16 protein-coding genes are annotated in these 20,498 nt (G+C 66.5%); 6 read left to right on the top strand and 10 right to left on the bottom strand.

What is annotated here, in order from left to right; all coding sequences use genetic code 11:
* Positions 1-5: 5 nt before the first annotated feature.
* From QUV35_RS01140 to QUV35_RS01110, 7 genes are all read right to left on the bottom strand, one after another.
* The gene (locus QUV35_RS01140) at positions 6-2,105 is read right to left on the bottom strand and encodes a 4Fe-4S binding protein (protein ID WP_300870281.1); all 2,100 of its coding nucleotides are present in this window, start codon (positions 2,103-2,105) and stop codon (positions 6-8) included.
* Positions 2,032-2,691: a DUF3306 domain-containing protein gene (locus QUV35_RS01135; protein ID WP_300870280.1), complete on the bottom strand. Its 660-nt coding sequence runs from the start codon at positions 2,689-2,691 to the stop codon at positions 2,032-2,034. The genes QUV35_RS01140 and QUV35_RS01135 overlap by 74 nt, the downstream gene beginning before the upstream one ends.
* A gap of 2 nt (positions 2,692-2,693) precedes the next feature.
* Complete coding sequence (locus QUV35_RS01130) at positions 2,694-3,335, bottom strand: DUF3305 domain-containing protein (RefSeq protein WP_300870279.1); 642 nt, start codon at positions 3,333-3,335, stop codon at positions 2,694-2,696.
* A 106-nt stretch (positions 3,336-3,441) separates the two neighbouring features.
* Positions 3,442-4,842, bottom strand: a complete 1,401-nt coding sequence (boxA, locus tag QUV35_RS01125) for a benzoyl-CoA 2,3-epoxidase subunit BoxA (RefSeq protein ID WP_300870278.1) — start codon at positions 4,840-4,842, stop codon at positions 3,442-3,444.
* A gap of 141 nt (positions 4,843-4,983) precedes the next feature.
* Positions 4,984-6,411, bottom strand: coding sequence for a benzoyl-CoA 2,3-epoxidase subunit BoxB (gene boxB / locus QUV35_RS01120; protein ID WP_300870277.1), 1,428 nt, complete (start codon positions 6,409-6,411; stop codon positions 4,984-4,986).
* Positions 6,412-6,522: 111 nt separating this feature from the next.
* Complete coding sequence (gene boxC, locus QUV35_RS01115) at positions 6,523-8,238, bottom strand: 2,3-epoxybenzoyl-CoA dihydrolase (RefSeq protein ID WP_300870276.1); 1,716 nt, start codon at positions 8,236-8,238, stop codon at positions 6,523-6,525.
* A 111-nt stretch (positions 8,239-8,349) separates the two neighbouring features.
* Positions 8,350-9,303 (bottom strand): helix-turn-helix transcriptional regulator, encoded by a 954-nt coding sequence (locus QUV35_RS01110; protein WP_300870275.1) that lies wholly within the window; start codon positions 9,301-9,303, stop codon positions 8,350-8,352.
* Between the two features lie 177 nt (positions 9,304-9,480).
* Between QUV35_RS01110 and QUV35_RS01105 the strand changes: the two genes are divergently transcribed.
* Positions 9,481-11,058 carry a 3,4-dehydroadipyl-CoA semialdehyde dehydrogenase gene (locus QUV35_RS01105; RefSeq protein WP_300870274.1) on the top strand — a complete coding sequence of 526 codons (1,578 nt, stop codon included), beginning with the start codon at positions 9,481-9,483 and terminating at the stop codon, positions 11,056-11,058.
* Positions 11,059-11,180: 122 nt separating this feature from the next.
* Positions 11,181-12,743 (top strand): benzoate-CoA ligase family protein, encoded by a 1,563-nt coding sequence (locus tag QUV35_RS01100; protein ID WP_300870273.1) that lies wholly within the window; start codon positions 11,181-11,183, stop codon positions 12,741-12,743.
* Positions 12,744-12,747: 4 nt separating this feature from the next.
* On the opposite strand, the gene QUV35_RS01095 is transcribed toward QUV35_RS01100, so the two are convergent.
* Both QUV35_RS01095 and apbC read right to left on the bottom strand, forming a co-directional pair.
* Complete coding sequence (locus tag QUV35_RS01095) at positions 12,748-13,605, bottom strand: GNAT family N-acetyltransferase (protein ID WP_300870272.1); 858 nt, start codon at positions 13,603-13,605, stop codon at positions 12,748-12,750.
* 82 nt (positions 13,606-13,687) lie between these two features.
* Positions 13,688-14,779, bottom strand: a complete 1,092-nt coding sequence (gene apbC / locus QUV35_RS01090; RefSeq protein WP_300870271.1) for an iron-sulfur cluster carrier protein ApbC — start codon at positions 14,777-14,779, stop codon at positions 13,688-13,690.
* Between the two features lie 154 nt (positions 14,780-14,933).
* On the opposite strand from apbC, the gene metG reads away from it, so the two are divergent.
* Positions 14,934-17,009, top strand: coding sequence for a methionine--tRNA ligase (metG, locus tag QUV35_RS01085; protein ID WP_300870270.1), 2,076 nt, complete (start codon positions 14,934-14,936; stop codon positions 17,007-17,009).
* Positions 17,010-17,061: 52 nt separating this feature from the next.
* On the opposite strand, the gene QUV35_RS01080 is transcribed toward metG, so the two are convergent.
* Positions 17,062-17,580: an outer membrane protein assembly factor BamE gene (locus tag QUV35_RS01080; protein ID WP_300870269.1), complete on the bottom strand. Its 519-nt coding sequence runs from the start codon at positions 17,578-17,580 to the stop codon at positions 17,062-17,064.
* 100 nt (positions 17,581-17,680) lie between these two features.
* On the opposite strand from QUV35_RS01080, the gene QUV35_RS01075 reads away from it, so the two are divergent.
* The 3 genes from QUV35_RS01075 (at position 17,681) to QUV35_RS01065 (ending at position 20,486) form a co-directional block, all read left to right on the top strand.
* Positions 17,681-19,324: a SulP family inorganic anion transporter gene (locus QUV35_RS01075; protein WP_300870267.1), complete on the top strand. Its 1,644-nt coding sequence runs from the start codon at positions 17,681-17,683 to the stop codon at positions 19,322-19,324.
* 71 nt (positions 19,325-19,395) lie between these two features.
* Positions 19,396-19,608 (top strand): DUF3460 family protein, encoded by a 213-nt coding sequence (locus QUV35_RS01070; protein WP_300870266.1) that lies wholly within the window; start codon positions 19,396-19,398, stop codon positions 19,606-19,608.
* A gap of 26 nt (positions 19,609-19,634) precedes the next feature.
* Positions 19,635-20,486, top strand: a complete 852-nt coding sequence (locus tag QUV35_RS01065; RefSeq protein ID WP_300870265.1) for a ScpA family protein — start codon at positions 19,635-19,637, stop codon at positions 20,484-20,486.
* Positions 20,487-20,498: the final 12 nt, after the last annotated feature.

The following is a 20,498-nucleotide window of genomic DNA, read 5'->3' as shown; positions in this document are numbered from 1 at the left end:
GGCGGTCAGAGATCGGTGATGCGGGTCTCACCCGGATTGGAATACAGGTCCACCACACGGCAGTCGCCGCACATCTTCAGGCGCTGCAGCGCTTCGCCCTGGAACATGGCGTGGCCCGAGAGCTTGCCCAGCATCACCTCGATGCCCTTGAGCGTGCCGAAGGGTTTGGCGCAGCGGATGCAGTGGTAGGGCTGGGCTTCGTTGAGCACCCGCAACTGCTTGCGCTGCTCGCCGAGCAGCAGACGCGGCTGCAGCGTGATGGCGTCTTCCGGGCAGGTGCTGGCGCACAGGCCGCACTGCACGCAGTTCTTCTCGATGAAACGCAGTTGCGGGCGCTCGGTGTTGTCCTGCAGGGCACTGGCCGGGCAGGCGCTCACACAGCTCAGGCACAGCGTGCAGGTGTCCTTGTTCACGCTGATGGTGCCCAGCAGCGAGGCACCCGGCAGCGCGATGGCCTCCATGGCCGGGCGCTGGGCCGCGCTGTCCTGCAGCAAATGGTCGATCGCCAGTTCGACCGTGGCGCGCTTCTCGGCCTGGATGGCGAAGGTGGCGCGGCGTTTGACAGTCTGCGCCGGTACCGCAACCAGTGCGGCGTCGAGCGCCTGGACTTCGCTGGCCTCGATCAGCCGGAAGTGATGGCCGCTGTAGCCCAGGCCACTCACCAGGGCCTGCGCCACCGCCATCTGCTCGCGCACCGCTTCGCGGTACTGCGGCGCTTCTTCGCCCGTCATGAGCACCCAGACCTGCGAAGCGCCGTAGGCAAAGGCCGAGAGCCAAACGTCCAGGCCAATGGACGCCGTGTGCCACAGCGGCAGCGGGATCACGCGGGCGGGCATGCCGCGAAACGCCTTGTCCATCGACGCCACACGGCCCAGGTCGTTGACCAACGCCGTGCCGGCTTGCTGGCTGTGCAGCAGCAGCGCAGCGTTTTGCCCGCCGGCCTTGGCATAGGTGGCCAGCAAGGTGCGCAGCTTCACGCCCTGTTCGCTGGCGCGCGGATACGCATACGACAGCGCCCCGGTCGGACACACGGTGGTGCAGGCCCCGCAGCCCACGCACAGGTTGGGGTTGACGACGATCTGGTTTCTTTTCAGGTCGCTTGAAACGGCCAGCGCCGAGCAGACTTCCACGCAGGCGTTGCAGCCCACGGTCTCGTTGCGGCCGTGCGCGCAGAGCTTTTGTTTGTAGGTGAAGAACTTCGGCTTTTCGAACTCGCCCACCAGCTCGCGCAGCTTGAGCACCGTGGCCAGGCCGGCGGCGTTGTCGATACCGGAGGCCAGATGGAAATAGCCCTGAGGGTGCGCATGCTGCGTGAACGCCGGCGCGGACCGCAGGTCGAGCACCAGGTCGAACTGTTCGCTGTGCTCCTGGGCGTCGCGCTGGAAGTTGATCGCGCCCACGGCTTCGCAGGCTTTCACGCAGGCGCGGTGGCTCTTGCACTTGTCCATGTCGATCTGGTAGTCCAGGCCGATGGCGCCTTCGGGGCAGGCGGCCACGCAGGCGTTGCAGCGCGTGCACAGGTCGAGGTCGATCGGATTGTTCGTGGTCCAGTTGACGGTGAAAGCGCCGAGCCAGCCACGCACTTCGCCGATCTCGCCCGCGATCACCGGGTAGCGGCGGGTCTGCATGCCGGTGCCGCCGGTGGACAGCAGGCTCACCTCCAGCGTGTCGGCCACGAGGTCGGCCACGCGTTCGGCCTCATGCAGCGCACCGATGATCAGCAGGCGGCCCGAGCTCTTGTAGGTCACCGTGGGCACCGGCTCGGCGTCCGGCAGGCGCGCTGCGGCCAGCAGCGCGGCCATCTTGGGCGTGGCGTCCCCGGCTTCACGACCCCAGCCGCCGGTTTCGCGGATGTTGACGAACCTGATCGGCCGCACGTCGAGCGACACCGCGCCTTCGGTCTGTTCCGAAAGCTCGGTGAAGAGGCGGCTTTCCTGGGTGCAGGCGACCACCAGGTCGTCGTTGCTGCGGGCTGCGCGCTGGAACGCGGGGGCGTCGCGGCGGCACAGCGTGGTGTGCAGGGTCAGGTCTTCATCCAGGGCCTCGCCCAGAACCCGGGGGTTCAGCGGCATGGTCTGGTTGCAATTGCAGATCAGCGTGGTCATCGTGGGGGTCCGGTGTCTCGGAAACGGGGGTGTCGTTGTTGTCGTCTGGCGAGGCTTCTTCGGCCTCTGGCGCGGCTTCAGCCACCTCGGTGGGCGGCTCATCGGTCAGCGGCTCTGTCGCCGGTTCAGTGCTCACGGTGGCGGGCGGCCTGGGCTCGTTCGGGTCGTCCACCAGCTTGAGGAACTGCGCGCCCACCATCTTGGCCATGTCCGCCATCGACAGCGGGCTCGGCTTGGAATAGTCGTCGATGTAGATGTCCAGCCCGTCCATGATGTTGTAGTGCGGGTCGGTGAAGAGCTTCTTCACCGCGGCATTGCGCACATCGGACGACACACCCTTGCCCACGAAGGCCGAGTAGTCGGACTCGGGCGTGAGACGCGCCACATCGTCGAGCGTGAGGGCCGGTGGAGGCGCTTCGGACGGCGCTTCGACCGCTGGAGCGGCGGGCGCGGCGGCGGGCGTCACCACCGCCACCGCCACCGCCACCGGCGCGGGTGGCTCGGCAGGCAGCGGCTCGCCGGCGCGCACCTGCACCTTGCGGCGCGACCAGCGCGAGAAGAAGTTGTCGTCGTCGTTCGTGGCCATGGTCAAAGTCCCGGGGGCCCGCCGCCACCACGGCGCTTCTCGGTGGTCACACGGACCGGCTGGCCGAACCGGTCGGTCAGCGGCTTGAAGCTCTCGGGCCGCTGGCGCCGCTTGGGCTCGGGCTGGTAGGTGGCATCGACGAAGCCGCGCAGCCAGTCCACCACCTCGGGCGCGGCACTCACCTGGTCCACCCGCTCCTGCGCGTCGAGCCAGCGGCCGGCGTCGTGGTAACTGAGCGTGACGATCTGCGGCACAGCCATGGCTTCACCGTCGAGCAGACGCTCTTCGTCGGCGCGCCAGAACACCCAGAAGCACGGCTGCGGGCTGTTGAGGTTGAGGAAATAACCTTCGGCGTCGTCGCGGAACAGCGAGACGCGAAACCGCGGGAACAGCCAGTGGGTGGTCTGACCGCCGGCATCGGTTGTGGCCGGGTCCACAGGCACGACCGCCTGCGGCTCATGGTCGTGCTCGTCGCCCTCCGGTGCGGTCTCGTCGGGGCTGCCACGCAGCAACACGTCGGCCAGCACCCAGCGAAACGGCTGCCAGTGGCTCATGGGGCCGCTCACCGGCTCGCGCCGCATCACCACATCGACCTCGATGGCGGGTCGGCTGCGGATGGGGGCAGGGGGTTGGGGGATGTTCATACGAAGGCAGGAATGTACGGCATCCACCTCCGAGGCGAACGAAGCGCCGCACTTTCCCACGCCTGAAACGCAAGAATGCGCGGGGAAACCCTGACGCCCTTGGGCCTCAGTAGGTTTCCAGGTGCAACCTGCCTTCGCGTTTCAATGCGCTGCCGATCGTGTCCCAGTTCAATCCTGCGCCTTGCGCCACATCACGCAGCGCCAGCACCACCCCCTCTTCCATGCTCTTGAGACCGCACACATAAAAGTACGTATTCGGGTCCTGCAGCAGCAGCACCAGGTCCGCCGCGCGTTCGCGCATGGCGTCCTGCACATAGCGCTTGGGTGCGCCCGGCGTGCGGCTGAAAGCGAAGTTGGTATCGATGAAATCCTTGGGCAGGTTCTGCAACGGGCCGAAGTACGGCAGCTCCTCCTGCGAACGCGCGCCGAAGAACAGCATCAATTTTCCGCCCTCGAACCTGGGCCCCCACGCTCCGCCGCTGCGCGGGTCGCTGCCCCCCGCGGGGGCTGCGGAGCCTTGGGGCGGCCCGGCGGCGCCGCTTTCTGCCACCCGCATCGAATCTGCGCGCAGGCGGCGGCGCCACTCGGTCATGGCGCGCATGGGCGCGCTGCCGGTGCCGGTGCAGATCATCACGATGTGGCTCTTCGGATGGTTGGGCATGAGAAAGCTCGTGCCGAAGGGCCCGATCACCTCGACCTTGTCGCCCACCTTGAGGTCGCACATGAAGTTGCTGGCCACGCCGCGCACGGGTTGGCCCTGGTGGTCTTCGAGCACGCGCTTGATGGTCAGCGACAGGTTGTTGTGCCCCACCCGCTCACCGTTGCGCGGGCTGGCGATGCTGTACTGGCGCGCGTGGTGCGGCTTGCCGTTGGCATCCACCCCGGGCGGGACCACGCCGATGCTCTGGCCCTCCAGCACCGGGAAGGGCATGGTGCCGAAATCAAGCACCACGTGGTGCGTGTCGTAGTCGCTGCCGGCGGTCTTGCCCACCTCGGTGACGCGCAGGTTGCCCACCACGGTGGCGGTCACGGTTTTCTGCGTGGCCTTGGGACCATAGAGATTGGTGTAGGCGTGCGCGGCCGACCACGGTGGCAGGGTGGCACCATAGCTGCTGGCCACGAACACCTGTTCTCCGGTGGCTGAGTCCCGATCGTCCTGAGCTTGTCGAAGGACAGGCTCAGCCCGAACGGAGCCGCCATCCACCGTGGTCAAGCCCTCCAGCTCTTCAGGCGGCAACTCGGGAGGCAGCTCGTCCCAGGTGAGCTGCTCTTCGGGTGTGTAGGCGCGCACCAGCGGCATGCTGCGCCAGTTGTCGATGGAGCCGGTGGGGCACGGCGAGATGCAGTCCATGCACAGGTTGCACTTGGACGCGTCGACGACGTAGTTGCGCGAATCGTGCGTGATCGCGCCCACCGGGCAGATCGCTTCGCAGGTGTTGCAGCGAATGCAGATCTCGGGGTCGATCAGGTGCTGCTTGATGACAGCGAGTTCGGCTGGGGAGTTCATGGGGAGTCTCCGAAATATCAAGAGACAGTGTAGGAGAGGGGGAGCGAATCAAGAACGCCGCGGGTCCGGGTTTCCCGGCCCGCAGGCGTTGCCCCCTTGAGGGGGTGACGCGCCGCAGGCGCGGCGCGGGGATGGGCCAGTTCAGGCGAACCTCACGTAGTCGAAGTCCACCGGCTGGCGATTGATGCCCATGACGGGAGGCGCGATCCAGTTGGCGAATTTGCCGGGGTCGACCACGCGGCCCATCAGGCTGGCCACGAAGGCGCGGTCCGACTCGCTGGGCAGCCAGTTGTCGCGGTTGGCGGCCCATTCCGACTCGGAGATCACGCGGCCATCGGGGGCCACCTTCACGCCCTTGAGCAAACCGATGTTGCGGTGGAAGGCCTTGTGCGGAACGGTCAAACGAAACGGAATGCCGGCCTTGTCGATCACCTTGTTCCAGCGCTCCACACCGCCCACGCTGTCCTTGATGTAGTCGTCGCGCAGCACTTCGTTGAGTGCGTTGAGCATCGGCACTTCCTTGTCCACCAGCTGGCCGTTCTGCACATTGAGCACGCGATAGGTCTGGCCCTTGAGCACATGGTCGTCGGCGCGTTTGCCTTCTTCATATCGGCCCTTGAGGCCGGTGGAGTAGAAGGTGGCGGCGTTGCTCGATTCGTCGGCGCCGAAGAGATCGATGGTCACCGAGAAGTGGAAGTTCAGGTAACGCTGGATGGTCGGCAGGTCGATCACGCCGGCGGCGCGCAGTTTGGCCGGATCGTCGGTCTTGAGTTCGTTCATCACCTGGCAGGTGCGGTTGATCACGCGGCTCACGCCCGACTCGCCCACGAACATGTGGTGCGCCTCTTCGGTCAGCATGAACTTGGTGGTGCGGGCCAGCGGGTCGAAGCTGCTTTCGGCCAGTGCACACAGCTGGAACTTGCCGTCGCGGTCGGTGAAGTAGGTGAACATGAAGAAGCTCAGCCAGTCGGGCGTCTCTTCGTTGAAGGCCTCCAGGATGCGCGGATTGTCGGCGTTGCCGCTGTTGCGCTCGAGCAGGGCTTCCCCTTCTTCACGGCCGTCCTTGCCGAAGTACTTGTGCAGCAGGTACACCATGGCCCAGAGATGGCGGCCCTCTTCCACGTTCACCTGGAACAGGTTGCGCAGGTCGTACTGGCTGGGCGCAGTCAGCCCCAGGTGGCGCTGCTGCTCGACCGATGCCGGCTCGGTGTCGCCCTGCGTCACGATGATGCGGCGCAGGTTGGCGCGGTATTCGCCAGGCACGTCCTGCCAGGCGGCCTCGCCCTTGTGGTCACCGAAGTGGATCTTGCGGTCCTGTTCGGCGGGGTTCAGGAAGATGCCCCAGCGGTAGTCGGGCATCTTCACGTGACCGAACTGCGCCCAGCCCTGCGGGTCCACGCTGACCGCGGTGCGCAGGTACACGTCGAAGTTCTGCGAGCCGTCGGGGCCCATGTCGTCCCACCACTTGAGGTAATTGGGCTGCCACTGCTCCAGCGCGCGCTGCAGCGTGCGGTCTTCGCTCAGGTTGACGTTGTTGGGGATCTTGTCGCTGTAGTTGACGGTGGACATGCTGTGCTCCTGGTTGTGATTCGTTTCGCCGTTCGCGCTTGGCTTGTGGAAGGGCTCACGCGATCGTGGTTGGGAAGGGCTTCGACAGGCTCAGCCCGAACGGTCTGGGCATCAGACCCGGTTGAAATCAAAAGCCGCCTTGTCGCCCTTGCCATAGACCTTGAGCGCACCTTTTTCGCCAACCGCGTTGGGGCGGATGAAGATCCAGTTCTGCCAGGCGGTCAGTCGGCCGAAGATGCGCGTGGCCATGTTTTCCTTCTGCGCGAAACGCAGGTTGGCTTCCAGGCCGGTGAGCGCGTCGGGCGACATGGAGGCACGCTCCTCCAGCGCCATGCGCACCTCGTCGTCCCAGTCGATGTCGTCGGGCGCGGCGGTGATCAGGCCCAGGGCCAGCGCGGCATCGGCATCCAGCGCCTGGCCGATCGCGGCCTGCGCGGCAGCCATCGGGCCGGCCTCTTCGTAGAAACGACGCTGCAGGCGCGACTGGTCGTTGACCATGGGCAGCAGGCCGAAGTTGAAGCCGTCGAGCTGCAGCCGCGGGGCCTTGTCGGCGTCGTCGGGCAGGGCCAGCATGTAGGCGCGGTCGGCGCAGAACGCCAGCTCGGCGAAGCAGCCCGCAAAACACGAACCGGGCTCGATGAGGGCGAACAGGCTGCGCGAGGACACATCGAGCCGTGCGAAGGTGCGCCGCATCAGGCCGATGGTCTCGCGCACCAGCCAGTGCTCCTGGTTGGCGAGCATCAGGGCGTCGCTGGCCAGCACGGCGGCGGGATCACCCTCGGTCTTGAGCAGCCAGGTGCCGATGTCGAGTTCGTTGGTGCGCAGGCAGAGGATGGCGTCATCGAGTTCACGCGCCATCTGCAGGGGCCACCAGGCAGCACCCGCGGCTTCGATGGCGGCGATGTCTTGCGGCTGCGCGCCGGTGGGCGCTTTCAGGGTGAGGGTGGCGCTGCGCCGGGCGCGGTCGATGCCCACCGTCACATGGGCATAGCCCAGGCCGTCGGCGCTGTCGGTGCGGGCGATGCGCGGCAAGGCCACACCCTTGCCGGCGGCGGGGCGATCACTCTGAGCGGCCAGGGCGGCCGCACGTTCGCTCACGTGGGCCGCGAACTGCTGGGGTTTGGCGATCGAATCCACCAGCCGCCAGTCGACCGCCTTCTTGCCACGCACGCCTTCGCTGGTGGTGCAGAAGATGTCGGCCAGGTCGTGGCGCACATGGCGCTTGTCGGTCACGCGGGTCAGGCCACCGGTGCCGGGCAACACGCCGAGCAGGGGCACCTCGGGCAGCGACACGGCGGAAGAGCGGTCGTCCACCAGCACGATCTCGTCGCAGGCCAGGGCCAGTTCATAGCCGCCGCCGGCGCAGGCGCCGTTGAGGGCAGCCACGAACTTCAGGCCGCTGTGCTTCGAGGAGTCTTCGATGCCGTTGCGCGTCTCGTTGGTGAACTTGCAGAAGTTCACCTTCCAGGCATGGCTGGAGACGCCCAGCATGAAGATGTTGGCGCCGGAGCAGAACACCCGGTCCCTGGCGCTGGTGACGACCACGGTGCGCACCTCGGGGTGCTCGAAACGCACGCGGTTCAGGGCGTCGTGCAGTTCGATGTCCACACCCAGGTCGTAGCTGTTGAGCTTGAGTTTGTAGCCAGGGCGGATACCGGCGTTCTCGTCGATGTCGATCGCCAGCGTGGCCACGGCGCCGTCGAACGACAGCTTCCAGTGGCGGTACTGTCCCGGCTCGGTGCGGTAGTCGACCGTGGTGGGCGTGGCGGTGGCCGTGGTCTGGGTGGCGGTTGCTACGGGTGCGGTGGCCAGGGCGGTGTCGTTCATGGGTGTGTCTCCTCGGGGCTGCAGAGGGGCCCGACAAACCGGCATTCAACTGCCAGCGGGAGCCCGATGACGTGAATAATAATTCACAAAGCCAAAACGGTCAATGCACTTTCATGCATGTTTTGTAACCAGGGCCAGGCGCTCGCGCACCTGGGTGCGCAATGCCTGGAAGGCGTCATCCAGGCTGTAGGCACTGGTGTTGAAGCTCATGTCGGCCTTGGAATAGAAGGCCGAACGCCCGGCCAGAATGCGCTTGAGGTCTTCCATCGCCTCGCGACTGGCCGCCATCGGGCGCATGTCGCCCTGCGCCGCCACGCGACCCATGTGGTCGGCCGGATCGGCCTGCAGCCACACGGTGGTGCAGTGCGACAGCAGCAGGTTGAAGTTGGCTGCGTCCGATACCAGCCCGCCGGGCGCGGCGATCACCACCTCCGGATAGATCTGGATCGCCTCTTCCAGCGCCCGGCGCTCGTAGCGCCGGTACGCGGGCGTGCCATAGAGCGAGTGGATTTCGTTGATGCTGCAGCCGGCGAATTTCTCGATCTCGCGGCTGAGTTCGATGAACGCAAAACCGAGGTCGTCGGCGAGCCGCTGGCCCAGGGTGGACTTGCCCGCGCCGCGCAGGCCGATCAAGGCGATGCGCGCGTTGCGCCCGGGGTCGCCGCCAGGCACGGCACCCCCCCCGAGCAGCCCGCCGATGGCCACCCGAACGCGCCGCAGATCGGCCTCACCGCGCCCTTCGAGCAATTCGCGGATCAGCAGCCATTCGGGTGAGCTTGTGCTCACATCGCCCAGCAACTCGGCGAGCGAGCAGTGCAGCGCCTGCGACACCTGCAGCAGCACCAGGATGGACGCGTTGCCCGTGCCGTACTCGAGGTTGGCCAGGTGCCGCTCGGAGACATCGGCCGCCACGGCCACCGCCTTGCGCGTCATGCCGCGGCGCGAGCGCAGGGTACGCACGCGTTCGCCGAGCGCCACCAGAAAGGGGTTGCGGCTCGCTTCGTCCAGTGCAGCGGAGTCCACCGGACGGGCGGTGCTCACCACGCCGGCATCGGCATCGTCCATGGGGTGCCTGACCTTTCAAACGGGTTCACCGGGCTGTTGCAAAACCCGGCAGGGGCTTGCCAAGCGTCTCGACATGCACTTTAATGCACATCTCCACGCACGCAAGATAGTGCATTTATAGCGCCATTCTCCACCCGCGACCAGCCCCGGCGGCTCGCTCAACCGAATTCACCCACCATGACCACCACGCCCCTGCTCCCCAACCACCTGAGTGGCCAATGGCAAACCGGCAGCGGCCCGGGCACGCCCTTGTTCGACCCGGTGCTGGGCACCGAACTGGCACGCGTCAGCAGCGACGGGCTCGACCTCGCTGCCGGCTTTGCCTTTGCCCGCGATCAGGGCGGCCCGGCCCTGCGTGCCCTGAGCTACGGCGAGCGCGCCGGCCTGCTGGGCGCGATCGTGAAGGTGCTGCAGGCCAACCGTGATGCGTACTTCGAGATCGCCACCGCCAACTGCGGCACCACCACCCGGGACTCGGCGGTGGACATCGACGGTGGCATCTTCACGCTGGGCCACTACGCGAAGCTGGGCGAGACCCTGGGCAATGCCCACGCCTTGCTTGACGGCGAGCGCATCCGCATGGGCAAGGACCCGGTGTTCCAGACCCAGCACATCCTGAGCCCCACGCGCGGCGTGGCGCTGTTCATCAACGCCTTCAATTTTCCGGGCTGGGGCTTGTGGGAGAAGGCTGCGCCGGCGTTGCTCTCCGGCGTGCCGGTGATCGTGAAACCCGCCACCGCCACCGCCTGGCTCACGCAGCGCATGGTCAAGGATGTGATCGACGCGGGCATCCTGCCACCCGGCGCGCTGTCGGTGGTCTGCGGCTCGTCCGCCGGCCTGATGGACCAGCTGCAGCCCTTCGATGTGGTGTCGTTCACCGGCTCGGCCGAGACCGCGCGCATCATCCGCAGCCACCCCGCCGTGGCAGCGCGTTCGGTGCGTTGCAACATCGAGGCCGACAGCCTCAACAGCGCGCTGCTCGACCCGGCCGCCACTCCGCAGAGTGAAGCCTTCGGCCTGCTGGTGGGCGAGGTGGTGCGCGAAATGACGGTGAAGGCCGGCCAGAAGTGCACCGCGATCCGCCGTGTGTTCGTGCCGCGCGCTCTGTACGACGCGGCCGCCCAGGCGATCGGCGCCCGGCTCGCCAACATCCCGGTGGGCAATCCGCGCCATGAAGCGGTGCGCATGGGATCGCTGGTGAGCCAGGAGCAGAAAGCCGGCGTGCTCGAAGGCATTGCAACACTTCGAACCGAGGCCGAACTGCTGTTCGACGGCAACAGCACCGCACTGGTGGACGCCGATGCCTCGGTGGCGGCCTGCGTGGCACCCGTGCTGCTGGGCTCGCGCGAGCCCACGAAGGCCCGGCTGCTGCACGAGGTGGAAGTGTTCGGCCCGGTGGCCACACTCATGGCGTACGACAGCATCGATCAGGCCCACGAGTTGATCCGCCGGGGAGAAGGTTCGCTGGTCTGCTCGGTCTACAGCGCCGACCCGGCCTTCATCGCTGCCGCCGCGCTCGAACTCGGTTCGGCCCACGGCCGGGTGCACGCCGTTTCGCCCGACGTGGCGGCCAGCCACAGCGGTCACGGCAACGTCATGCCCATGTCGCTGCACGGCGGCCCCGGCCGCGCCGGTGGCGGTGAAGAACTCGGCGGCCTGCGCGCGCTGGGCTTCTACCACCGCCGCAGCGCCGTGCAGGCCAGCAGCGCCGCGCTGGACGTGCTCGCGGCATCTGCCTGCGCTCTGACGTTCTGAAAACACCCACGCTCCGTTCGGGCCGGGCCTGTCGAAGCCTTCACCAGCCAAACTCGGGCAAGGGCTTGGACAGGCTCAGCCCGAACGGATAAATTTTCACGCACACAGCAGGAGACAACCCCATGACCACCGCCGTCGCGCCACCACCCGAACGCTTCAATTTCGCGCGCCACCTGCTCGCCCTCAACCGCGTCCGCCCGGACAAGACCGCTCTGATCGATGACCTGGGCACGATGAGCTATGGCGAACTGGCCGGCCAGGTGCAGCGCTTCGCCGGTGCGCTCACGGCGCTGGGCCTGCGGCGCGAAGAGCGGGTGCTGCTGCTCATGCACGACAGCAGCGACTGGGTGGTGGCCTTTCTGGGCGCGCTGCACGCCGGCGTGGTGCCGGTGGCGGTGAACACGCTGCTCACGGCCTCGGACTACGCCTACATGCTGGCCAACAGCCGCGCGCAAGCGGCCATCGTCTCGGCCGCGTTGCTGCCCACTCTGCACACCGCCCTGACCGTTCAGGCCACAGAGGTCAGGCACCTGGTCGTCTCGCGCGCCAGTGAGCCCCTGCCCGCCGGCCACCACGACTTCGCGGCCTTCGTGGCCGCCGGTCAAGCCGGGTCAGCCGCCGACACACACGGCGACGAGCCGGCGTTCTGGCTCTATTCCAGCGGCTCCACCGGTGACCCCAAGGGAACGGTCCACACCCAGGCCAACCTGTACTGGACGGCCGAGTTGTATGGCAAGGGCGTGCTCGGCCTGCGCGAGGACGACGTGGTTTTTTCCGCCGCCAAACTGTTCTTCGCCTACGGCCTGGGCAATGCACTGAGCTTTCCACTGAGCGTGGGGGCCAGCGTGTTGCTGATGGCCGAGCGGCCCACGCCGCAGGCCTGCTTCAAACGCTTCATCGAACTCAAGCCCACCGTGTTTTACGGCGCCCCCACCGGCTATGGCGGCATGCTGGCCAGCCCCGACCTGCCCAAGAAGAACGATGTGGCGCTGCGACTGTGCTCGTCGGCCGGCGAGGCACTGCCGCAAGACATCGGGCAGCGCTGGACCCGGCACTTCGGGGTGGAGATCATCGACGGCATCGGCTCCACCGAAATGCTGCACGTGTTCCTGTCCAACCGCCCGGGCGACGTTCGCTACGGCACCACCGGCAAACCGGTGCCAGGCTACGACATCGAGCTGCGCGGGGAAGACGGTCTGCCCGTGCCCGACGGCGAGATCGGCGACCTCTACATCCGCGGCCCGAGCGCGGCCCTGATGTACTGGAACAACCGCGCCAAGACGCGCGACACCTTCCAGGGCAGCTGGACCAAGGCCGGCGACAAGTACACGCGCGATGCCGAGGGCTACTGCACCTACGCCGGCCGCAACGACGACATGCTCAAGGTCAGCGGCATCTACGTCAGTCCGTTCGAGGTCGAAGCCACGCTGGTGCAACACAGCGCCGTGCTCGAGGCCGCGGTGATCGGCAAGATCGATGCGGACGGCCTGACCAAGACCAAGGCCTTCGTCGTGCTCAAGTCGGGTGCGCAGGCCACGGAAGCCGAACTGCAGGCCTTTGTGAAGGAGAAGCTCGCGCCCTACAAATACCCGCGCTTCATCGAGTTCCTGCCCGAACTGCCCAAGACGGCCACCGGCAAGATCCAGCGTTTTCGCCTGCGCGAACGCGAAGCACCGCAGCGCTGAGGCCTCAGCCCACTTCCAGCGCCGTCAGCGCGTACAGGCGCGCCACATCGAGCCGGGGCGCCGGGCCGCGGTACATGCGGGCGGTGGGAAAGCCCGCTTCCATGCGCTGCCCCCGGGCCCAGGCCACCACCTGCGGATGGGCCTGGGGCACATCGAGCCAGACCGATTCGTGCGGCGGCACGCCCGCGCACAAGGCTCCCATCAGCGCATCCGCAATCGCCGGTGTGTCGGCGCACAGCGGTGCGAGCTTGTGCCCGTCGACGCAGGCGCGCATCACGCCATAACCCCGCAGTTCGCCCTCTTCGAACCAGGCCAGCGCCAGGCTTTGCGGCTGCTGGATCCATGCCTGGAGGAAGCCGTCGCGGGGCACCGGATGAAACGCCCGGTCGTAGGCCGCGAGCACATCGAACGGCAGTGTGGACAGCGGCACGATGCGGGGGTGAAGCAGGCACGGACCCGTGCCGCGGCCAGCGCACCGGTAGCGCTGGTTGTTCCAGGCCAGCTCGAATCCCGAACGCCGGTAGTTGTCCTGCTGCGCCACCACACCGTCGAGGCCCACCACGCAGCCCCGGGCATGTTCGAGCGCTGTCTCCCACACGGTCATGCCCAGGCCATGGCCGCGCAGGGCCGGGTCCACGATGTAGAACCCCAGAAAGGCGTGGCGGTCGCTGTAGCGGACGCAGGAAATCGAGGCGACCGGACGGTCGCCGATCCAGCCCAGGAAAAACCCTTGCGGATCGATGTGGTGAAACAGGTCGAGGTCGTGCAGACCGGGATTCCATCCTTCGCGGCCGGCCCAGCCGAGGGTCCTTTTCAAGTCCTGCCGGGACATGCGGCGGATCTGGTAGTGCGCAATGCTCATGCGGGTCTCCTTGGGGTGGAGGGCATGACATCCCAAACCCCAAGGCCTCGCCATACCGCGTTGGCGGTATCTTCTGCCCGCCTCAGGTTTCCTTGGAAATCTTGATGCTCGGAAACTTGTTCGAGAAGTCCTTGGCCTTGGCCGCGATCTTGATGGCGAGCTGGCGCGCGACCGATTTGTACAGGCCGGCGATCTCGCCGTCAGGGTCGGCCACCACGCTGGGCATGCCGCTGTCGGCCTGCACACGGATGCTCATGTTCAGCGGCAACGCGCCCAGGTAGTCCATGCCGTATTCGGCCGCCATGTTCTTGCCACCGTCGGCACCGAAGATGTGTTCCACATGGCCGCACTTCTCGCACACGTGCACCGCCATGTTCTCCACGATGCCCAGGATGGGCACGCCCACCTTCTCGAACATCTTGATGCCCTTGCGCGCATCGAGCAGCGCAATGTCCTGCGGCGTGGTGACGATCACCGCGCCGGTGAGCGGCACGCGCTGGCTCAGGGTGAGCTGGATGTCGCCGGTGCCCGGAGGCATGTCGACGATCAAATAATCGAGGTCTTTCCAGTTGGTCTGGCGCAGCAGCTGTTCCAGCGCCTGCGTGGCCATCGGTCCGCGCCAGATCATGGCCTCGTCGCGGTCGATCAGGAAACCGATCGAGATCACCTGCACGCCGTAGTTCTCCAGCGGCTCCATGGTCTGGCCGTCCGCGCTCTCGGGCCGGCCTTCCACGCCCATCATCATGGGCTGGCTGGGGCCGTAGATGTCGGCGTCCAGGATGCCGACCTTGGCACCCTCGGCCGAGAGCGCCAGCGCCAGGTTGACCGCAGTGGTGCTCTTGCCCACGCCGCCCTTGCCCGAGGCCACGGCAATGATGTTCTTCACATTGGGCATGACCTGCACGCCGCGCTGCACCGCGTGGGCGGTGATCTTCATCGTCATGTTCACCGACACGTTGTCCACGCCGGCAACGGACTTGGCCGCTGCGATCAGCGACTTGCGAAACCCCGGCATCTGGCTTTTGGCCGGGTACCCCAGCTCGACGTCGAAGGACACGTCCCCGTCCACGGTTTGAAGGTTCTTCAGCGTCTTGCTGGTGACGAAGTCGCGTCCGGTGTTCGGATCGATGACGGCTTGCAGCGCGCTCAGCAGCGCCTGGGAATCAACGGACATGGGGAACTCGCTCCAGAGGGGGTGGGGGTAGGGGGTCTCGCGACCGGGCTGAAGTCTAACGCCCCACGCCATCAGGGTCATTCACACAATCGCCATGAGGACATCGCCGGGCCGACACCCTAAAATTGCGGGTTCCCCCGAAGAAAGCCACCCCATGAGCCAGCGACGCCTGTTCGTCACCACCGCCCTGCCCTACGCCAACGGCCATTTCCACATCGGCCACATCATGGAATACATCCAGGCCGACATCTGGGTGCGGTTCCAGCGCATGCAGGGCAACCAGGTGCACTTCGTCTGTGCCGACGACGCGCACGGGGCGCCGATCATGATCGCGGCCGACAAGGCGGGCAAGACGCCGCAGCAGTTCGTGGCCGACATCGCCGCCGGCCGCAAGCCGTATCTCGACGGCTTCCACATCGCCTTCGACAACTGGCACAGCACCGATGCGCCCGAAAACCACGAGCTCGCGCAGCAGATCTACCGCGACCTCAAGGCCAACGACCTCATCGAGACGCGCACCATCGAGCAGTTCTTCGACCCCGAGAAGAACATGTTCCTGCCCGACCGTTTCATCAAGGGCGAGTGCCCGAACTGCCACGCCAGGGACCAGTACGGCGACAACTGCGAGGTTTGCGGCAAGGTCTACAGCCCCACTGAGCTGATCAGTCCCTACTCGGCCCTCTCGGGCGCCCAGCCGGTGCTCAAGCAGTCGGAGCACTTCTTCTTCAAGCTGTCCGATCCGCGCTGCCTGGCCTTCCTCGACCAGTGGACCCAGAGCGGGGCGGTGCAGCCCGAGGTGCTCAACAAGATCAGCGAATGGATCGAGCCCGGCGCCGACGGCAAGCCGAAGATGGGTGACTGGGACATCAGCCGCGATGCGCCCTATTTCGGCATCGAGATTCCGGACGCGCCGGGCAAATACTTCTATGTGTGGCTCGACGCCCCCGTGGGTTACCTCGCCTCGCTCAAGAACTGGTTCGACAAGGGCGGTCCGCGAGCCCTGGGCGAGCCACGCTCGTTCGACGCCTTCATGGCCGACCCCGCCACCGAACAGTTTCACTTCATCGGCAAGGACATCATCACCTTCCACACGCTGTTCTGGCCGGCGATGCTGCATTTCAGTGGCCGCAAGACGCCCAATGCGGTCTTCGTGCACGGCTTCCTCACCATCAACAACGGCGAGAAGATGAGCAAGAGCCGCGGCACCGGCCTGGACCCGCTCAAGTACCTCAGCCTGGGCATGAACCCGGAATGGCTGCGCTACTACCTGGCCGCCAAGCTCGGCAGCCGCAACGAAGACGTGGACTTCAACGCCGACGACTTCATGGCCCGCGTCAACAGCGACCTGATCGGCAAGTACATCAACATCGCCTCGCGCGCGGCCGGCTTCATTGCCAAACGCTTCGACGGACAACTTGGCGAAGTCTCCGCCGATGGCGACAACCTGATCGACCACCTGCAGACCGCAGCGCCCACGATCACCGCGCTGTACGCCGAGCGCGAATACGGCAAGGCGCTGCGCGAGGTGATGCTGCTGGCCGACCGGGTGAACGCGTATGTGGACCAGAACAAGCCCTGGGAACTGGCCAAAAAGGAAGGCATGGACGCTCGCCTGCACGACGTGTGCACCGCCTGCATCGAATCCTTCCGCCTGCTCACGCTCTACCTCAAGCCGGTGCTGCCCGCGCTGGCCGCCAGCGTGGAAGCCTTCCTGCAAGTGCAGCCACTGCAGTTCAGCGACGCCTCCAACCTGCTGGGCGCCGGCCACAGGATCAACGCCTACCAGCACCTGATGCAGCGCGTGGACGTCAAGCAGCTCGACGCCCTGTTCGAACCACCGCCCGCTGCGGCCGCCGAACTGACCGTGCCCGGCGGCGAACCCATCGCCGACACCATCACCATCGACGACTTCAGCAAGATCGACCTGCGCATCGCGCAGATCGTCAACTGTGAAGCGGTGGAAGGCTCGACCAAGTTGCTGCGCCTCACGCTGGACGTGGGTGAAGGCCGCATGCGCAATGTGTTCAGCGGCATCGCCAGCGCCTACGCGCCCGAAGACCTGGTGGGCAAGCTCACGGTGATGGTGGCCAACCTGGCCCCACGCAAGATGAAGTTCGGCGTGAGCGAAGGCATGGTGCTGGCGGCCAGCCATGCCGACGAGACCGCCGAGCCCGGCATCCACATCCTGAACCCCTGGCCTGGGGCAAAGCCGGGCATGCGGGTGAGGTGATCGCCCGACGTTCGGGCTGAGCCCACCCCCGTTCGGGTCCAGCAGGGCGTCGTCAGCGGGTCCTGTCCAGGTCCGGATCGGGCATCGACATCGTCCGGATCACCCGCAGGTCGGTGTCGAACACCACCGTGAACACCTTCGAATCGCTCTGGTTGACACCGTCCATGTAGCGCCAGTCGTGGTGGGTCTCGCGCGTGAGGTCGTAGGTGGTGATCTTCATGGGCTTGCCCAGCATGCGGCGAACCTCTTCCATGGCCATGCCGGGCAACACCCGCGCAAAGTTGCGCTCGGTGAGCACCTGGCGCAGCGCAGACATGCGGCCGTCCGGGCCGATGGTGATCATGTAGTTCACATGGCCGGCGGGCTGGCGGTTGTACTCGTAGATCTGCGAACCGTCGGCACCGTCCCAGACCGCCTCGGGTGCGCCGAAACGCTCGCGCACGTCGGCCTCGGTGGACACGCCCTCTTCGAGTTCGCTGATGTTCTTCACGTCGCAGCCAGCCAGCGCCAGCCCCATGGCGAGCGCGCCGCACAACAAGGTCTTGCGGATGACATCGGTCCAGGCGTGCATGCGAAGGCCTCTTTGAAACAGTGGAAATTCAGTGTAAACCCGCACTCTTCGAGGCTTGCGCTGTCAGCTTCGCGAACCGTTGCCAAAGGTAACATGCCCCATGTTTCAAGGACTGCCGCCACTCGCTCCGTTTCGTCCGCGACTGCTTCAGGACATCAAGGGTTACAACCGGGACAAGCTGGCGCGCGACGTGGGGGCCGGCGCAACGGTCGGCATCGTGGCGCTGCCGCTGGCCATGGCCTTTGCGATTGCCAGTGGACTGCAGCCCGAGGCCGGGCTGTGGACGGCGATCATCGCGGGCTTCCTGATCTCGGCCCTGGGCGGCACCTCCATGCAGATCGGCGGCCCGGCGGGCGCCTTCATCGTCATCGTCTACGGCATCGTCGAACGCTACGGCGTGGCCAACCTGCTGATCTCCACCGCCAGCGCCGGCGTGCTGCTGTTCCTGCTGGGGCTGTTCCGTCTGGGCACGCTGGTGCGCTATGTGCCGGTGACGGTGGTGATCGGTTTCACCAACGGCATCGCGGTGCTGATCGCCCTGTCGCAGGTGCGTGACCTGCTGGGGCTGGACATCGAGAAGATGCCGGCCAACTTCTTCGGCCAGATCGGCGCCATCGGCAGCCACATCCACAGCCTCAATCCGTTCGCGCTCGGGCTCGGTGCCCTGTGCGTGCTGGGCCTGGTGGTCTGGCCCCGGCTGTGGGCAGTCGATTCACAGTTCCGCCGCCAGCTCGAATCCATCGAGACGGTCAGCGCACTCAGGGCCACCTCGCGCATTCCCGGCCCGGTGATCGCACTCGTCACGCTGTCGCTGCTGGCCTGGGCGCTCAGCCTGCCGGTGGAGACCGTGGGCACGCGCTTCGGCGGCATTCCGCAAGGCCTGCCGGTGTTCGACCTGCCCGATTTTTCGTGGGAAACGGTGCGGTTGCTGGTCACCCCCACCCTGACCATCGCGCTGCTGGGCGCCATCGAGTCGCTGCTGTGCGCGCGCGTGGCCGACCAGCTCGGAGACGCGCCCAAGCACGACCCCAACCAGGAACTCATGGCCCAGGGCATCGCCAACGCCGTGGTGCCCTTCTTCGGCGGCATGCCAGCCACCGGCACCATCGCGCGCACGGTGACCAACATCCGCTCGGGCGCCGCCTCGCCGGTGGCGGGCATGGTGCACGCCCTCACGCTGGCCGCGGTGGTGCTCCTGGCAGCACCACTGGCCTTCCACATCCCCCTGTCGGTGCTGGCCGGCGTGCTGCTGTTCGTTGCCTGGAACATGGGCGAGTGGCGCGAGTTCGCGCGGCTCAAACACTTCAGCAACCACTACCGGCTGATGCTGCTGTCCACCTTCTTCGTCACCATCGTCTTCGACCTGACGGTGGCGGTCGAACTCGGGCTGGTGCTCGCGGTGGTGCTGTTCGTGCGGCGCCAGAGCGAAATCTTCCGCGCCGAGCCGGTGGCGCGCACCGAACAGCAGGCGACCTACAAGCTCTATGGTTCGCTCTTTTTCGGCGCCGTGGCCAAGATCGACCCCATCGTGACCGAGGTCGAACGCTCGCCCACACCCGTCAACGTGATGCTGGACGCCAGCCACATGATTTCGCTCGACACCACCGGCCTGGACGCGCTGGAACAGCTGCACAAGGCGGTGCACAAGCGCGGGGGGCAGCTCGGCATGGTGGGGTTGCACCCGCAACCGCGCTCGCTGATCGAGCGTTCGGGCTTCGCGGCGCGGCTGGGCACCTGCGAGTGACCCCGGGCCGCCCGGGCCGCGGCGCCGACCGGTAAAATCGCGCCTTTCCCCCGCACCAGGCTCCGAACACCATGTCCTTCTTCCGCCGCCCCGACTACAAGTCCGACGCCACGTTGTTCATCGAACAACTCAAGGCCGACAAGCCGGGCCTGGAGCAGTCGCAGCGCCAGGGCCGCTCGCTTCTGTGGGACAAGGCGATCGACCGCGGTTTCCAGGCGGAAGCCGAAACCGCGCGCGTGCCCCAGCAGTCGTACGTCTACCAGACCGGTTCGGACCACAGCTGATCCGGCGACGCTTCCCCGACAGCGACATGGGCAACGAGGTCCACACACTCGACGAGGCACCCCAGGGCCTCGACGCGGTGCTGCCCACCGTGGTGGACCACGTGGCGCTGGCGCGGCTCTACGGCGAACCGCTGTTCGCCATGCCGCGCGACCTCTACATCCCGCCGGACGCGCTGCAGATCTTTCTGGAAGCCTTCGAAGGCCCGCTGGACCTGCTGCTCTACCTGATCCGCAAGCAGAACTTCAACATCCTCGACATCCCCATGGCGGCGGTGACGCGCCAGTACCTGACCTATGTGGACGAGATCCGCGCCAGCAACCTGGAGCTGGCGGCCGAGTACCTGCTGATGGCGGCCATGCTGATCGAGATCAAGTCGCGCATGCTGCTGCCGCCCAAAAAGACAGCCGACGGTGAAGAGGCCGAAGACCCGCGCGCCGAGCTGGTGCGCCGCCTGCTCGAATACGAACAGATGAAGCTGGCGGCCCAGCGCCTGACCGAAGCACCGCAATACGGCCGCGACTTCCTGCGCGCGCAGGTTCATGTGGAGCAGGCGCTGGCACCGCGCTTCCCCGACGTGAACCCCATCGACCTGCAAAGCGCCTGGCGCGACATCCTCAAACGCGCCCGGCTCGTGCAGCACCACAAGATCAGCCGCGAGGAGCTGTCGGTGCGCGAACACATGAGCATCGTGCTGCGTCGCCTGCAAGGCCGGAAGTTCGTCGAGTTCGGCGAACTGTTCGACCCGGAAAAAGGCTCGCCCGTGCTGGTCGTGACTTTCATCGCCATGCTCGAACTGGCCAAGGAGACGCTCATCGAGCTGACCCAGGCCGAGGCCTTCGCACCCATCTATGTCCGACTGGCCTACACATCAACATGAGCCCCCACGCTC

This window comes from Hydrogenophaga sp. (assembly GCF_030373225.1).
In the GTDB taxonomy this organism is placed as follows: Bacteria; Pseudomonadota; Gammaproteobacteria; order Burkholderiales; family Burkholderiaceae_C; genus Hydrogenophaga.
This window is presented reverse-complemented; position numbering and strand designations above follow the sequence as displayed.

Bases quoted from the DNA above. Each gene is read 5' to 3' on its own strand.
- QUV35_RS01140 (WP_300870281.1), bottom strand. From the start codon at position 2,105: ATGACCACGCTGATCTGCAATTGCAACCAGACCATGCCGCTGAACCCC.
- QUV35_RS01135 (WP_300870280.1), bottom strand. From the start codon at position 2,691: ATGGCCACGAACGACGACGACAACTTCTTCTCGCGCTGGTCGCGCCGC.
- QUV35_RS01130 (WP_300870279.1), bottom strand. From the start codon at position 3,335: ATGAACATCCCCCAACCCCCTGCCCCCATCCGCAGCCGACCCGCCATC.
- boxA (WP_300870278.1), bottom strand. From the start codon at position 4,842: ATGAACTCCCCAGCCGAACTCGCTGTCATCAAGCAGCACCTGATCGAC.
- boxB (WP_300870277.1), bottom strand. From the start codon at position 6,411: ATGTCCACCGTCAACTACAGCGACAAGATCCCCAACAACGTCAACCTG.
- boxC (WP_300870276.1), bottom strand. From the start codon at position 8,238: ATGAACGACACCGCCCTGGCCACCGCACCCGTAGCAACCGCCACCCAG.
- QUV35_RS01110 (WP_300870275.1), bottom strand. From the start codon at position 9,303: ATGGACGATGCCGATGCCGGCGTGGTGAGCACCGCCCGTCCGGTGGAC.
- QUV35_RS01105 (WP_300870274.1), top strand. From the start codon at position 9,481: ATGACCACCACGCCCCTGCTCCCCAACCACCTGAGTGGCCAATGGCAA.
- QUV35_RS01100 (WP_300870273.1), top strand. From the start codon at position 11,181: ATGACCACCGCCGTCGCGCCACCACCCGAACGCTTCAATTTCGCGCGC.
- QUV35_RS01095 (WP_300870272.1), bottom strand. From the start codon at position 13,605: ATGAGCATTGCGCACTACCAGATCCGCCGCATGTCCCGGCAGGACTTG.
- apbC (WP_300870271.1), bottom strand. From the start codon at position 14,779: ATGTCCGTTGATTCCCAGGCGCTGCTGAGCGCGCTGCAAGCCGTCATC.
- metG (WP_300870270.1), top strand. From the start codon at position 14,934: ATGAGCCAGCGACGCCTGTTCGTCACCACCGCCCTGCCCTACGCCAAC.
- QUV35_RS01080 (WP_300870269.1), bottom strand. From the start codon at position 17,580: ATGCACGCCTGGACCGATGTCATCCGCAAGACCTTGTTGTGCGGCGCG.
- QUV35_RS01075 (WP_300870267.1), top strand. From the start codon at position 17,681: ATGTTTCAAGGACTGCCGCCACTCGCTCCGTTTCGTCCGCGACTGCTT.
- QUV35_RS01070 (WP_300870266.1), top strand. From the start codon at position 19,396: ATGTCCTTCTTCCGCCGCCCCGACTACAAGTCCGACGCCACGTTGTTC.
- QUV35_RS01065 (WP_300870265.1), top strand. From the start codon at position 19,635: ATGGGCAACGAGGTCCACACACTCGACGAGGCACCCCAGGGCCTCGAC.